8 protein-coding genes are annotated in these 14,224 nt (G+C 64.1%); 3 read left to right on the top strand and 5 right to left on the bottom strand.

From position 1 onward, the window contains the following. Positions 1 to 3 precede the first annotated feature (3 nt). Entirely contained in the window at positions 4 to 1,443 is a 1,440-nt protein-coding gene (locus JAO73_RS17595) for a CCA tRNA nucleotidyltransferase (RefSeq protein WP_198978451.1), read from the top strand. 85 nt (positions 1,444 to 1,528) lie between these two features. On the opposite strand, the gene JAO73_RS17590 is transcribed toward JAO73_RS17595, so the two are convergent. Both JAO73_RS17590 and JAO73_RS17585 read right to left on the bottom strand, forming a co-directional pair. Next, a complete protein-coding gene (locus JAO73_RS17590; RefSeq protein WP_198978450.1) occupies positions 1,529 to 4,183 on the bottom strand; it encodes a PspC domain-containing protein in 2,655 nt (884 codons plus the stop codon). Between the two features lie 60 nt (positions 4,184 to 4,243). Beyond that, on the bottom strand, positions 4,244 to 4,591 hold the full coding sequence (locus JAO73_RS17585; protein WP_190923994.1) for a PadR family transcriptional regulator: 348 nt from the start codon (positions 4,589 to 4,591) through the stop codon (positions 4,244 to 4,246). A gap of 375 nt (positions 4,592 to 4,966) precedes the next feature. Here JAO73_RS17585 and JAO73_RS17580 point away from each other — a divergent pair, with 375 nt between their 5' ends. Both JAO73_RS17580 and porU2 read left to right on the top strand, forming a co-directional pair. Then, entirely contained in the window at positions 4,967 to 6,094 is a 1,128-nt protein-coding gene (locus JAO73_RS17580; RefSeq protein ID WP_198978449.1) for a putative type IX sorting system protein PorV2, read from the top strand. A gap of 72 nt (positions 6,095 to 6,166) precedes the next feature. After that, entirely contained in the window at positions 6,167 to 11,395 is a 5,229-nt protein-coding gene (gene porU2, locus JAO73_RS17575) for a putative type IX secretion system sortase PorU2 (RefSeq protein WP_198978448.1), read from the top strand. 69 nt (positions 11,396 to 11,464) lie between these two features. Here porU2 and JAO73_RS17570 read toward each other — a convergent pair whose 3' ends face one another. The 3 genes from JAO73_RS17570 to JAO73_RS17560 are packed head-to-tail and all read right to left on the bottom strand — an operon-like array spanning position 11,465 to position 14,221. Beyond that, on the bottom strand, positions 11,465 to 11,953 hold the full coding sequence (locus JAO73_RS17570) for a dihydrofolate reductase (RefSeq protein ID WP_198978447.1): 489 nt from the start codon (positions 11,951 to 11,953) through the stop codon (positions 11,465 to 11,467). Positions 11,954 to 12,000: 47 nt separating this feature from the next. Then, the gene (fmt, locus tag JAO73_RS17565; RefSeq protein ID WP_198978446.1) at positions 12,001 to 12,945 is read right to left on the bottom strand and encodes a methionyl-tRNA formyltransferase; all 945 of its coding nucleotides are present in this window, start codon (positions 12,943 to 12,945) and stop codon (positions 12,001 to 12,003) included. A gap of 40 nt (positions 12,946 to 12,985) precedes the next feature. Continuing rightward, positions 12,986 to 14,221, bottom strand: coding sequence for an exo-beta-N-acetylmuramidase NamZ family protein (locus JAO73_RS17560; RefSeq protein ID WP_198978445.1), 1,236 nt, complete (start codon positions 14,219 to 14,221; stop codon positions 12,986 to 12,988). Positions 14,222 to 14,224 lie beyond the last annotated feature (3 nt).

Here is a 14,224-nt window from a genome sequence, read left to right as displayed (position 1 = left end):
GGCATGAAGACGCCTCAACTGCCCGAACTGCCCATTTTTCGCACCATCGCCGAAGCCGCCGCTGAGCTAAAGCAGCCCGCCTACGTCATTGGCGGCTACGTGCGGGACTTGGCGCTGGGCCGCGACAGCAAGGACATTGACGTGGTGACGGTGGGCGACGGCATTGCGCTGGCGCAGGCCGTGGGCGCCCGGCTGAAAGGCCGCGGCCGGGTGCAGGTGTTCAAGAACTTCGGCACGGCCATGCTGCCGACTCAGGAGGCGGGCGACATCGAGTTTGTGGGTGCCCGCAAGGAAAGCTACCGCGCCGAAAGCCGCAAGCCCGAAGTGGAAGCCGGCACCTTGGAAGAAGACCTGGCCCGCCGCGACTTCACCATCAACGCCCTAGGCATCAGCCTCAATCCTGAGAATTTCGGCGAGCTGGTCGACCGCTACGAGGGCATGAATGACCTGGCCAGCAAAACCATCCGCACGCCGCTGGGGCCCGACGTGACCTTCTCCGACGACCCGCTGCGCATGATGCGCGCCGTGCGCTTTGCCTCGCAGCTCAACTTCGACATCGAGCCCGATACGTTCGACGCCATTATTCGGAATAAAGACCGAATCAAGATTGTGTCGCAGGAGCGCATCACCGTCGAGCTGAACAAGATAATCGAGTCGCCCACGCCGAGCTATGGCTTCAAGCTGCTGTTTCAGACGGGGCTGCTGCAACTCATCTTCCCGAAGATGGCGCAGCTGCACGGCGTGGAAAAAGTGGGCACGCACGCCCACAAAGACAATTTCTACCACACCCTGCAAGTGCTCGACAACGTAGCCAACGCCGGCGGCGACCTGTGGCTGCGCTGGGCCGCCGTGCTGCACGACATCGCCAAGCCCGCCACCAAGCGCTACTTCCCCAAAGTGGGCTGGACCTTCCACGGCCACGAGGACAAGGGCGCGCGCTGGGTGCCCGGCATCTTCACCGACCTGAAGCTGCCGCTGGGCGAGGAGATGCGCATGGTGCAGAAGCTGGTGCGGCTGCACCTGCGCCCCATCGCGCTGGTGAAGGAAACCGTGACCGACTCGGCCGTGCGCCGCCTGCTGTTCGAGGCCGGCGACGACATCGACCGCCTGATGCTGCTGTGCCGGGCCGACATCACCAGCAAGGACCACACGAAGAAGGAACGCTACCTCCGCAACTTTACGCAGGTGGAGGAGAAGCTGAAGGAGGTGGAAGAGAAAGACCACCTGCGCAATTTCAAGCCCGTCATCACCGGCGAAATCATCATGGAAACCTTTGGCCTGAAGCCTTCGCGGCAGGTGGGCCAGCTCAAAGAGGCGGTGATGGAGGCTATTCTGGAAGGCACCATCAAAAACGAAATGGAGCCAGCCCTGGCCTTCCTGTTGCAGCAGGGGGCGGCCATGGGACTGGCTCCGGAAGGAGGCGTCGTTCACTCACCAAACTAAGCCTGACTTCTTGTATTCGGGGGCATAGATGCAGGTATACGGAAAAAGTTGCCTGGTATTAATTTCTTAACCCAAAAGATTTTGGCTACAGGCGCTTGACGCTGGACGGGCCCGTGGAGTCCATGTCCACGTTTTTGGGCTGGCCGCTGTAGGCAATTTCGCTGGCGCCCACGGCCTCGCCCTTAATGCTTTCGGTCACGTTGACGCGGGCTTTGCATACGCCGGCCACGTCCACGGTGGCGGTGCGGGTTTGCAGGTTGGCGGCGGCCAGCTCGCAGGCCCCGGCGGCGTCGAGGTCCAGCACGTCGGCCTGGCCGGTGGCGGTGGTGCGGCAGGCGCCGGCTTGGTTGAGTTTCAGGGTGCCGTAGTTGCCATTGAGGCGCAGGTGGCTGGCGCCGGCCTGCTCCACGCGCAGCTCGTCCTGGCGGTCGAACCCGCCGAGGTCGGCCTGCACCGAGCCGGCCAGCTCGATGCGCTCGATGCGGGGCATGTCGACGACGATGAGGACTTTCTTTTCGTCGTTGCTCCAGCGGCGGCCGAAGAGGGAGGTGTTGTTGCGGGATTTGATTTGCAGTTCGTCGCCGTCGCGCTCCACCCGGATGTCGCTGAGCACGCCCTCGTTGCCGGCGGCTTCAATTTTGAAGGCGTCGCCGTGGCGCACCACCACGCGGTAGCCGCCCACCACGCTCACCCGGCTGAAGCCGGACTCGTCGAAGTTGCGGCGGCCGCCGCCGTAGCTGTTCAGGTCGGTGTCGAAGGACGGAGCGCCGCCGTAGTTCAGCGTGATGCCGCTTTTGCTGTCGTCGCCGTCGTTGTCCTCGTCGCCGTTGTCGCCGTTGCTGTCGTCGATGTCAATATTCGCGTCCGAGTCGTCCTCGTCTTTGCCCAGTTGCTCGTCGGTGCAGCCAATGCATTCCAGCTTGTTGCCGCTGAGGCGGTAGCGGTGCTGCTCGGGGTCTTTGGGGCGGCGGTTGTCCACGAAGTTGTCGTCGCCGAGCAGGTCGTAGGCAAAGTCGCGGCCGAGGCGGAAGGTACGGTCGCGGGGCAGGCGCAGGGTCACGGTCAGCTCCTGGTTGCGGTAGCGGGCATCGGGCAAGAAGGAAAAATGGTCGTCGAGCACCAGCGAAGAGTCGCCGCTGGTCCGGACCGTGTAATCGATGCTGGTGAGGGCGTTGCGCCGGGCCACGGCCTCGCTCGAGCCCTTTGCGCCCATGGTGCGCAGCACTTCCAGCACGCTGCCGCTGTCGGCGGCAACCAGGCGCAGGTCCACGTGCTGCTCCCATTGGCGGTCAACGTGGCGAGCGTCCAGCAGCAGCACCGGCGTGCTGAGCTTGGGGAACCGCTCCAACTGCTCCACTTGGGCATCGTATTGGTACTCGCGGCTTTGCTGGGCCACGGCCGTCACCACGCCCACCACGCTCAGCAGCCACAGGCCCAGCAGCGACAAGCTCACCGTGCGGTTCATGAACGAGTGGCGGAACAGCAGGTTGAGCCCGCCCAGCAGCAGCGACAGGGCCGGAATGCCCAGGGCCAGGAAGCCGGCCAGCAGGCCCCACTGGGGCACGCCGTTCAGCATCACGTGGGCCGGGGCGTCGCCCAGCACAATGTTCTGGGAGTGGGGCAGCAGGCCGATGCCGGCGCCCAGGCCAATGGCCAGCGCCACCAGCAGGCCAAAGCCCGTGAGGGTGAGCAAGATGCCGGCCACCACCCGGATGGACGAGCCCACGAAATTGACGGCCGGCTGCAAGGTGCGGGCCGCATCTTCCACGAAAGCGCCCACGGGGCGGTTGGTGGTGGCGGGGCCGTCCTGGGCAAAGGCGTTGTTGCGGGCGCTGCTGTCAAAGCTTTCGAGCGTGATGTCGTCGCCGCGCATGCGCAGCTTGTCCGAGACCGTTTTGGCCTCGGGCAAGACTATCCACAGGATGACGTAGAGCAGGAAGGTGAAGCCGCCCGCGAACAGGCCGGCTAGCAAAATCACGCGCACCAGGGTCACGTCGATGTTAAAGTAGGCAGCCAGGCCAGCGGCCACGCCCGCCACCTTGCCGGTGCCGGTGTCGCGAAACAAGCGGCGGCCGGCCAGCGGGCCCGAGTTTAACAGCGCCTCGGGGTGGGCAGGCGCGTCGTAGCGCTTGGGCAGCAGTATCCAGAGAATGATGTAGCCCAGCACCACCCAGCCCCCGAAGTCGACCCGGGCGTTGTGGCGCGACCACACGTTGATGGCCGGCGAGAAGAGGGTGCCGAACACGAAGGCCAGCCGAATCCAGAGCGGGTTCACGGCGAAGTATTGGGCAATGCCCGCGGCCACGCCCGCAATCTTGCGGTTGGCCATGTCGCGGTACAGGCGCTTGGGGCCGGTTTCCGTGGTGGCCGTGGCGGCGGGGGGCACCGCCGTGGCGGCGCCGCCGAAGCCAGCCGAAGCGTTGGCCGACGAGCCCGCGGCGTACGCCGTTTCGGGGGCTTCGTCGTCCTCGTCGGCGTCGGGGGCGAAGTCGCTCACGCGGCCCATCTTGGCCATCATGGCGTTCACGTCGTCCAGCGTGATGACCTGCTGCATGGGGGAGAGGCGCACCGAAAAGAGCTCGGCAATGCGGCCCTCGATGTCGGCCACAATGTCCTCGTGGCCGCGGTAGTTGGCAAAGTGCGCTTTCACTTCGGCCAGGTAGCGGCTGAGCACCTCAAAACCGTCTTCCTCGATGTGAAAGATAATCCCTTGCAGGTTGATGCTGATGTTCTTTTTCATGGTAAATGGCTGAAAAACGGCCGTTTAATGCTGGTGAGTGGGGAAGGAAAAAGACGGAACTCAGGCAACTGGCTTGGGTGGCGCGCTGTGCCGGATGATGCCCACCGACGTGGCCATTTCCTCCCAGGTGTCGCGCAGCTCGTTGAGGAACTGGCGACCGGTATCGGTCAGGGTGTAGTATTTGCGGGGCGGGCCGCTGGTGCTCTCCTTCCAGACATAGTCCAGGAGCGAGGCGTTTTTCAGGCGCGTCAGGAGCGGGTAGAGGGTGCCCTCCACCACTATCATGCGGGCCGAAGTCAGCTCCTCCAGCATGTCGGAGGCGTAGGCTTCGCCGCGGGCGATGATTTCCAGAATGCAGAACTCAAGGATTCCCTTGCGCATCTGAACCTGGGTGTTCTCGAGTTTCATGGGCGTTGCGAATTACTAGTGGGTGAGAAACAGTACAAATGTATGGTAGGTACTTTGCAACGCAAGGTACTGGATGAATAATTCATTGCTATTTGGTAAAAAATTATTTTATCTATTGATAATCAGCAGGAAAATTTTCGAAAATATTTTGCCGGCCACTGGCTTTCCATAAATGGCAGGGGCCGTCGACGCCTTGCCTAACCGGCCGGACGGCCATGCGCTCAGGGCCGGGGCGGGGCCATCCGGGCCGGCGGGCGCCGCCGTATATGGCCGGGGCGGGCCGCTGGCCGCAGTTGGCCCGAAATTCGCGGGCCTGACGCACTAACTTGGAGTAACTTGCGTTGCGACGGCGCAAAACCTCTTCACTACCTTTCTATGTCCCAACTTTCCTCGGCTGCCCGCGGGCTGCTTGTGCTGGGTGCCACGGTTGCGCTGGCCTTGCCGGCAGCGGCCCAAACCAAAGCGCCCAAATACAGCAACGAATTCCTCAACCTTGGCGTGGGCGCCCGAGCCCTGGGCATGGGCAAGGTGCAGGTGAGCCTGGCCAGCGACGCCACATCCGGCTACTGGAACCCGGCCGGCCTGGCCAACCAAACCCGCAAATACGACGCGGTGCTGATGCACTCCGAGCTGTTTTCGGGCATCGTGAAAAACGATTACGCGGCCTTCTCGACCCCGCTCGACGACAAAAGCGCCATTGGCGTGAGCGTGATGCGCCTGGGCGTGGACAACATTGCCGATACCCGCTCCCTGCTCGACGAATACGGCGGCGTGCACTACGACCGCATCACCTACTTCTCGGTGGCCGACTACGCCCTGCTGGTGTCGTACGCCCGCAAGGTGACCCAAGTGGAAGGCTTGAGCGTGGGCGCCAACGCAAAAATCATCTACCGCAACGTCGGCGACTTCGGCAAAGGCTACGGCTTTGGCATCGACGCGGGCGTGCAGTACAACCACAAGGGGTGGAACATGGGCCTGATGGCGCGCGACATCACCACCACGTTCACGCAGTGGACCATCAACGCCGACGAGTACCGCAAGGGCCTCACCAGCACCCTGGCCAAAACGGACACCATCCCGACCAACAGCGCCGAAATCACGTTGCCGCGCCTCGTGCTGGGCATTGGCCGGCGCGTAGAGCTGCCCAAGCAGTTCTCGGCCCTGCTGGCCGTGGACCTGGAAGCCACCACCGACGGCAAGCGCAATACCCTGGTTTCGAGCAGCGCCGTGAGCGTGGACCCGCGCGTGGGCCTGGAAATCGGCTACAAAAACCTGGTGTTCTTGCGCGGCGGCGCCGGCAACTTTCAGAAGATTCAGAGCTTCACCAAAAACGCCAACAACGAGTACGAAAGCAATTGGAAGGGGCAGTACAGCCTGGGTGCGGGCGTGGCCGTCAGCGGCCTGCGCGTCGACCTGGCGCTGTCGCGCCTGGCCGTGGAAAAGCTGGGCAGCACCTCCCAAACCAACTCGCTGATTGTGTCGCTCGGCTACGGCTTTAAATAATTCCGGGCCGGCAGCCTTGCCGTGGGCCGGGCTGTCCGTTGTTTAACGATGTCAATATCTACCAGAGAAAATATGTGTAAAAACTACGTGCAGTTGTCGCAGCGTTGGGGGTTGTGGGTGCTGGCATTGGTCATGTGGCTGGGTTGGGCCCCGGCACACGCGCAAACCCCGGCCCAGGTCGGCAACGAATGGATTGTACCGGGCCAGACGTATTACAAGGTTAAAATCCTGAAAGACGGCCTCTATAAGCTCGACTATCAGTACCTGACCCAGGCCGGCATCACGGGCGTGGCTCCCAACCAACTCCAAATCTGGCGCCGGGGCCGCGAGATAGCCACGTACGTAGGGGGCAACCAGACTTCGTTGGACCCCACGTCCTTCATCGAGTTTTACGCCGTGCACAACGACGGCAAGCTCGACGTGGAACTTTACAAGCGCCCGCAAGACCAGCCTCACCAGTACTACAATTACTACACCGACACGGCCAGCTACTTCATCACCTGGAAGGCGGGGGTGCAGGGGCGGCACATGGCCCAGCCCACGGCTGCTGGCGGGGCAGTGCACCCGCACCGCATTCACAACCAGCTCAACCTGCGCATCGGCTTTTACATTGAGTTGCCCAGTACAGCCGACGTGTATCTGCCGTGGATTGAACCGGCCGAGGGCTACTTCAACGGCGGGGGGCTCTCGGAAGTGCCTTCCGACTCGCTTATTTGGGGCGTAGCTTCCACCGGACCGGTGCCCAAGGTCGAAGTAATGTTGTACGGGGCAACTACCACTGCTTCCGGTAGCTCCACGGCTCACGCCGTGGAAGTATTGGTGGGCCCGGCAACCAATCTGCGAAGCCTCGGCGTGATGCGCTGGAACGGGCGCACGCGCTACCGGCAAACGTTTCCGCTACAGCGCTCCGATGTGGGTTCTGACGGCCGGATTCGCATCACCACCCGGCTGCACTCATCGGCTTTGCCCGGCGACGATTTTTATTCGTCTTACGTGCGCTTCATTGTGCCCCAAAACAATCGGTGGTTTAAGAACCGGCACAGCGTCGCGTTTCAAAACGACTCCACACTGGCTGGGCCGGCCACTTACGAGTTCGAGAACGACTCAATTCCAGCCACCGTGGCTGGCTTCGACGTGCAGGATTTTTACAACGTGCAGCGCGTGGTGAGCACCGCCAGTGGCACACGCCGCCGCTTTGTGTTTCCCGATGCCAATGCCGCGGCCACTCACACGCTGTGGCTGGCCGATGAAGCGGCCCTGGCCAAGCCGCCGCTGCCGGCCCAGCGCGTTACGTTCCGGACCATCAACCCCGCGCTGGCCAACTTCATCATCATCACGCACCCGCAGCTCATGAAGCCAGCGGCCGGCGCCGCTAATGCTGCCCTCGAATACGCCAAGTACCGCGCCAACCCCGGTTCCGGCCTTGCGCGCTACGACACGTTGATGGTGACCACGTTTCAGCTCTACGACCAGTTTGGCTACGGCGACCGGTCGTGGCTGGCCATGCGGCACTTTGCCCGTTGGATGGCCGCGGCCAGCCCCGCCGGCAGCCAGCGTTACCTGCTGCTGCTGGGCAAAGGCATTGAGCCCTCAGATGGCGGAAACCGGTTTTTTACCCCCATTCAAAACGCGCCGCGCACATTGGGCGCTCGGGGCATCGACTTGGTGCCGACCAGCACACGGTCGGTGTCGGACAACCTGCTGACGGCTGACTTTGCCAACAACGACTTCGCCGCGAAGCTGAACACCGGGCGCCTCACCGTGACCACTCCAGCTCAGGTTATGACGTACCTCAACAAGCTACGCGAATACGAACGGGCCGGCGACCAGCCCTGGCGAAAAAATGTGCTGCACCTCACGGGCGGCAACAACACGTTTGAATTTGTGCGTTTCAAAGGATACGTGGACAAATACAAGCAGCATGCGGAGAGCCCGTTATTCGGGGGCCGGGTGGTGAACACCATCGAGCGGCAGGTGGTGAACCCCGTGGGTAATTCGTTGCTGGTAGACGCCGACATCACGCAGGACCTCAACGCTGGCCTGGGCGTTATTCAATATTTCGGCCACGGTTCCAACACGTCTTTCGCCCTGGACATTGGCACGCCGACAAAAAACCCGACGTACAACAACCCCGGCAAGTACCCGGTGATGATGTTCGACGGCTGTTTTGCCGGAGACCTGTACGTTAATTCGCCCACATTCTTCGAAGATTGGCTGTTTTCGGCCAACAAAGGGGCCATTGGCTGCATGGGCACCACGGGCTTCGGCTTCGACGGCTACTTGGATATCTCCAAAGACCTGTACACCAAGCTTCTCTACAACGACCCCAATTGGTTCGGCAAGCCCTTCACGGCGGTGTACAACGAAACCGTGCGCCAGCTGCAGCGCGCGCCAGGTGGTGTGTTCAACCCGGCCTCGAACCCCGACGACATTGCCACCGAGCAGCTGCTGGGCACCGTGTGGCACGGCGACCCAGCCATCTCGCTCTACGCGCCAGCCCTGCCGGATTTTCAGGTGAGCAACGCCACGCTCGGCATCCGGCCCGTGGCACCGGACATGACCGTGACGGCCAACTCCAATACTTTCTCGCTGCTCATCGGCGTGAGCAACCCGCGCCGCGTCACCACCGACTCGGTGCGGATTCGAGTGACGCGCACGGTGGGGGCCAACGCGTCGCTGGTGTACACCAAAACCTTCGCGCAAGGCCCGCAGGGCAGCGGTACCTACGATTTCCGGCTACCGAACCCAACAGGCGTCAACGTATTTGGCGTCAACACTTTTAAAGTGGAAATCGACTACAACAACGTCGTGGCCGAAAGCGACGAAACCAACAACATTGCGTTCATCAACTACACTTTTCTGCGGGGCGGTATAACTACCCTGCACCCGGTAGAATTTGCCATCGTGGGCAACAATACGCCCCGCTTGGTGGCCCAGACCAACGACCCGCTGGGTACCTCCCGAGTCTACGAGTTTGAAGCCGATACCAGCGCGGCGTTTGGCAGCTCCCTGAAGCGGGCTTCCGGCCCCGTAACGGCCACCCTCACGCCCAGCTGGCGGCCCACGCTGCCTTCGGTGGCCGGGCGCGACAGTGTAGTGTGGTACTGGCGCGTGCGCTTCCAGGCGCCTACGGCCGACGAAGACCCGAACTGGGCCGTGAGCTCGTTCCGCATCATTCAGGGCCGCGCCGCCGGCGGGTGGTCGCAAAGCCACTTTGCCCAGTTCCGGCGCGACCAGCGCACGGGCGTGGAGGTGTCGCCGTCGGGCCGCTGGGCTTTCAGTACTCAAAACACGCCTCTTCTGCTGCGCACCGCGGGCGGTGGACTGCCGGGGGCAGCGGCTACGTTCTCTGCCACGTCGGGCCTGGGCATCATTGCGAACGTGCTGGCGCCGCCCACGCTGAGCCTGTGTGCCCGCAACACGCCCAACCTATTGGTAGCGGTGTACGATGAGCGCACGCTACGCCCGGTCGCCGGCCTGCCCGCCCCGGGCACCTGCGGCCAGGGCGCCCAGCAGTTTTACATCTTCGGCACCGACCCCACCAACGCCGGCGATACCCTCAACACCCTCAACAACAGCGCCGCTCGGCAAGCCCAGCTAAACGCCTTCCTGGCGGCGGTGCCCAATGGCGCTTACGTGGCCGTGGTGAGCATGAACCGCCTGCGCTGGCCGAGCCTGACCAGCGTGCGCGCCGCCTTCAGCTCGCTGCTGGGCTCGCAGATGGTGAACCAGTTGCAGAACGGCGACCCCTTCACGCTGCTGGCCCAGAAGCGCGCTGGCGGCGGCCGCCTGATACGCGAGCAAGGCCCCAGCACCGCCACGGCCGCCGGCCCGCGCTACAGCCAAATCATCAGCTTCTCGGATACGTTGCGTACGCCCACCACGCGCGGCACCATCACGTCGGTGCGCATTGGCCCGGCCAAGAGCTGGGAAAACCTCTACCACTGGATTCAGCGCGAGCCCAATGCCACGAGCAGCTACACCCTCAAGGTGATTGGCATCGACACGCTGGGCAACAGCCAGGTGCTGGTGGCCAGCGTACCGGCCGGCTCGCCCAGCCGCGGCGGCTACTCGCTGAGCACGATTTCGGCCCGCCAGTACCCCAACCTGCAGCTGGAGCTGACCATGCAGGACACGACCCGCCGTCAGGCGCCGCAGCTGAAAGAGTGGTTCATTACCTACCAGGGCGTGCCTGAAGGGGTGGTGCGCCGCGACCTGGCCCAACCCGCCAATGCCTACGACCCCGCCGCCCTCACGGCACAGGCGCTGAGCACGGGCACACTCAGTATCCCGGTGGTCTTCGAGAACGTGACGCCGTTCAGCTTTGGCACGCCGCTGCGGGCCAAGGTGGAGCTGACCCAGGGCAACGTGACGCGCCCGCCGGTGTACGTCACGCTTCCGCGCCAGGTAAAGGGCGATTCCGTTGTGACGTTCCTGGCCAAAGTGCCCATGCTGGGCGTGTTTGGCTGCTACACGACCAAAGTGACCGTAAACCCCACGCCGAACGCGCAGCCCGAGCAAAACCTGTTCAACAACGAGCTGAATTTGGCCCAGTTCTGCGTGGCCGACCCCAACCTGCCGCCGGTGCTGGACGTGGCCGTCGACGGCCGCCACATCCTCAACGGCGAGTTGGTGTCGGCGCGGCCGGTCATCACCATTCAGCTGAAGGACGAAGACAAGCTGCAGCACATCACCAGCGCGTCGGCCTTCACGGTCACGCTGCAGGGCCCGGGCCAGGCCGGCGCCGGCACGCCCGTGAACCTGTCGGGCAGCAACGTGCGCTTCACCGTCGACACCAGCAACGGCAGCCTGGCCACGCTCACGTACGAGCCCGGCCAAAGCGCCCCGCTGGCCGATGGCATGTACACGCTGAAAGTGCAGGGCCGCGACCCCAGCAATTCGGCCGCCGGCACGCAGGAGTTCCAGGTGAAATTTGAAGTGGTGAGCACCTCGCAGATTTCCAACGTGTACCCGTACCCCAACCCGGTGGTGAGCAAGGCCCGCTTCGTGTTCACCCTGACCGGCCAGCAGCTGCCCACCAACATGAAAATTCAGATTATGAGCCTCACCGGCCGTGTGGTCCGCGAGATTTTCATGAGCGAGTTGGGTCCGCTGCACATCGGCAACAACATCTCGGAGTACGCCTGGGACGGCACCGACACCTACGGCGACCGCCTCGCCAACGGCACCTACCTCTACCGCGTGGCGCTCGACGACCCCAACGGCGACTTTAAGCACCGCGCCACCGCCGGCGACCAGGCCTTCAAAAACGACTGGGGCAAGCTGGTGCTCATGCGGTAGCACCTGCGCCGGCAAACAAAAAAGGCAGCCCATCAGGCTGCCTTTTTTGTTGCGACAACTCCGCGTGCTTTAGCGCCGCCGCAACGTCACGAAGCTGAAGGCGTAAGCGTGCTGCTCGTCGGCCTCGTGGCGCTCGCGGGTTTCTTCGCGCCATTCGGTGGGGCTCAGCGCTGGGAAAAAGGCATCGCCCTCGAAGCTATGGTGCACCTCGGTGAGGTAAATGACGTCGGCGGCGGGCAGGGCTTCCTTGTAGATTTCTCCGCCGCCGATGACGCACACTTCCTCGTCGAGCTCGCGGGCACGGTCCAGCGCGGCCAGCACGGAGGCCGCGGTTTCGCAGCCGGGCGCGCTCCAGCCGGCCTGGCGCGTAACGACGATGTTGGGGCGCTTGGGCAGGGCCCGGCCGAGGCTGTCGTAGGTGCGGCGGCCCATCACCACGGGGTGGCCCAGCGTGAGTCGTTTGAAATGCTGCAAATCGGCGGGCAGGCGGCCCCAGGGCAATTCGCCCTTAGCGCCGATAACGCCATTTTCGGCCACGGCCACTACGAAAGAAACCATCGGTTTGTCTGGTTAAAATGAAAAAGGACCCGCGTGCTGCGCGCAGCTTACGCAGGCAGTTTAAACCCGCGCAGCAATTCGGCCACGGGCATGCGCTTCTTCCCCTCCAGCTGCACGTCCAGCAAATCCAACCAGGCATCGGCGGCGGCCACGCGCAGAAACGTGCGGCCATCGGAAGCCCAGGTGCCGGGCGCGGCCAGGGGGGCGCCGGCTTCGTCGGCGGGCAGCGCTTTCGCGCGGAAAATCTTCAGCAGGCGGCCGTCGGGCAGGACCGCGAAGGCGGTGGGAACGGGGGAGAGGCCCCGCACCCAGTTCACCAGCTCGGCAGCCGGGCGCGTGAAATTGAGCCGGCCCGTTTCCTTCTGCAGCTTGGGCGCGGGGCGCAGGTCGGCGCGCATTTCCTGCGGGGTGCTGGGGGCCGTGCCGGCGGCAATGGCCTCCACCGAACGGCGGGCCAGGGCCGCGCCCACGTGCTTCAGCTTGCCGTAGAGGCTGCCAAAGTCGTCGTCAGGCGCAATGGGCACCCGTTCCTGCAAAATCAGGTCGCCGGTGTCGATTTCATGGCGCAGGAAGAAGGACGTCACGCCCGTTTCCTGGTCGCCGTGCATCAGGGCCCAGTTGATGGGGGCCGCGCCGCGGTACTGCGGCAACAGCGAGCCGTGAATGTTGATGGAGCCCAGCCGGGGCATGTTCCACACCGCTTCGGGCAGCATGCGGAACGCCACCACCACCTGCAAATCGGCGGCGTAGCTCTTCAATTCGGCTTGAAATTCCGGCGACTTCAAATTGGTGGGCTGCAGCACGGGCAGGCCGTGGGCCTCGGCCGCCGCTTTCACCGCCGAAGCCTGCAGCTGCCGGCCGCGCCCGGCGGGCCGGTCCGGCGCCGTGACGACGGCCACCACCTGCCCGCCGGGCCAGGCCAGCAGGCTTTCCAGGGTGGGCACGGCAAAATCGGGGGTGCCCATGAAAATCAGGCGGAGGGGTGCGTTCATGGGGCAAAGAAAACGCCGGGCCCGTGAAAGGCCGCGCCACCTACCGCTCTGGGTAGAGCAGGTACTTTTTCCGCAGCGTCCTGAACCGGTCCAGGCCCGGCTTCCACGAGGCGCGGATATCGGCTTCGCTCTTGCCCGCTATTATCTGCTCGCGCAGCGCCGTGGTGCCCGACAGCTCCTCGAAATACTTGCCGAAGAAATGCGCCTTGTCGGTGCTTTGCTGGTAAAAGTCGAGCAGGTATTTCAGCACCAGGCCGCCGTTTTCGCGGGCGGGGGCGCTGGCCAGGTTGAGGCCGTAGCAGAGCTGGCCCTTCATGGGCGGCGTGGGCGAGCCGGGGTTGGGCGCGGGCGTGAACGAATACGGCCGCGATGCCGGCTGCGAGGGGCTACCAATGACCTCAAACGGCGTGGCGGTGCCGCGGCCCACGCTCACGTTGGTGCCCTCAAACAGGCAGATGCTGGGGTAGAGCCGCACGGCGTGGTCGGTGGGCAGGTTGGGGGAGGGGCGCACGGGCAGGTGGTAGGCCGTGGCGTGGGTGTAGCCGCTGGCCAGCGGAATGACGGTGAGCTGGCAGCGCAGGCCGCCGGCCAGCCACTTTTCGCCGTTTATCATCTGGGCCAGCTCGCCCACGGTGAGGCCGTGGGCAATGGGCAGCGGGTCGAGGCCGACAAAGGATTGGTGGGCCGCCTCGCGCATGGGGCCGTCCACGAGGTCGCCGTTGGGGTTGGGGCGGTCGAGCACGATGACGGGCTTTTTCAGCTCCGCCGCCGCTTCCATCACGTAGTGCAGCGTGCTGATGAAGGTGTAGAAGCGCGCGCCCACGTCCTGAATGTCGAACACCAGCACGTCGACGTCGGCCAGCATTTCGGGCGTGGGCTTTTTGGTTTTGCCGTACACCGAGCGCACGGCCACGCCGCTGCGGGCATCGCGCCCGTCCTTGATGGTGGCGCCGTCGGCTTCTTCGCCTCGAAAGCCGTGCTCGGGCGCGAAAATGGCCGTCACGTTCACGCCGCGGGCTTTGAGCGTGTCAACGAGAAAGGCATTGCCCACCCGCGAGGTTTGATTGATGACGAGGCCAACGCGCTTGCCTTTCAGCAGCGGCAGGTACTTATCCAGCCGCTGCGCGCCCACGGTCACGGCCGGAGCCGGGGCGGCCGGGGCCGTGCCGGGAGGCGTGGTTTGAGGGGCGGAAGCCTGCCCGGCCGGGGCCGAAGTGGCGCAGGCGGGCAAAGCCAGCAGCGACGTGAGGAGGAATTTTGCGGAAAAGCCGAGCATGAA

Origin of the sequence: Hymenobacter miniatus, assembly GCF_016427455.1 — a bacterium.
Classification (GTDB): domain Bacteria; phylum Bacteroidota; class Bacteroidia; order Cytophagales; family Hymenobacteraceae; genus Hymenobacter; species Hymenobacter armeniacus.
The sequence above is the reverse complement of the archived record's forward strand: the minus strand, read 5'-3'. Positions and strand labels throughout refer to the sequence as shown.

What these genes read in the sequence shown, in the direction of transcription:
- JAO73_RS17585 (WP_190923994.1), bottom strand. Translation starts at nt 4,591, where the DNA reads ATGAAACTCGAGAACACCCAGGTTCAGATGCGCAAGGGAATCCTTGAG.
- JAO73_RS17570 (WP_198978447.1), bottom strand. Translation starts at nt 11,953, where the DNA reads ATGGTTTCTTTCGTAGTGGCCGTGGCCGAAAATGGCGTTATCGGCGCT.
- porU2 (WP_198978448.1), top strand. Translation starts at nt 6,167, where the DNA reads ATGTGTAAAAACTACGTGCAGTTGTCGCAGCGTTGGGGGTTGTGGGTG.
- fmt (WP_198978446.1), bottom strand. Translation starts at nt 12,945, where the DNA reads ATGAACGCACCCCTCCGCCTGATTTTCATGGGCACCCCCGATTTTGCC.
- JAO73_RS17580 (WP_198978449.1), top strand. Translation starts at nt 4,967, where the DNA reads ATGTCCCAACTTTCCTCGGCTGCCCGCGGGCTGCTTGTGCTGGGTGCC.
- JAO73_RS17560 (WP_198978445.1), bottom strand. Translation starts at nt 14,221, where the DNA reads ATGCTCGGCTTTTCCGCAAAATTCCTCCTCACGTCGCTGCTGGCTTTG.
- JAO73_RS17590 (WP_198978450.1), bottom strand. Translation starts at nt 4,183, where the DNA reads ATGAAAAAGAACATCAGCATCAACCTGCAAGGGATTATCTTTCACATC.
- JAO73_RS17595 (WP_198978451.1), top strand. Translation starts at nt 4, where the DNA reads ATGAAGACGCCTCAACTGCCCGAACTGCCCATTTTTCGCACCATCGCC.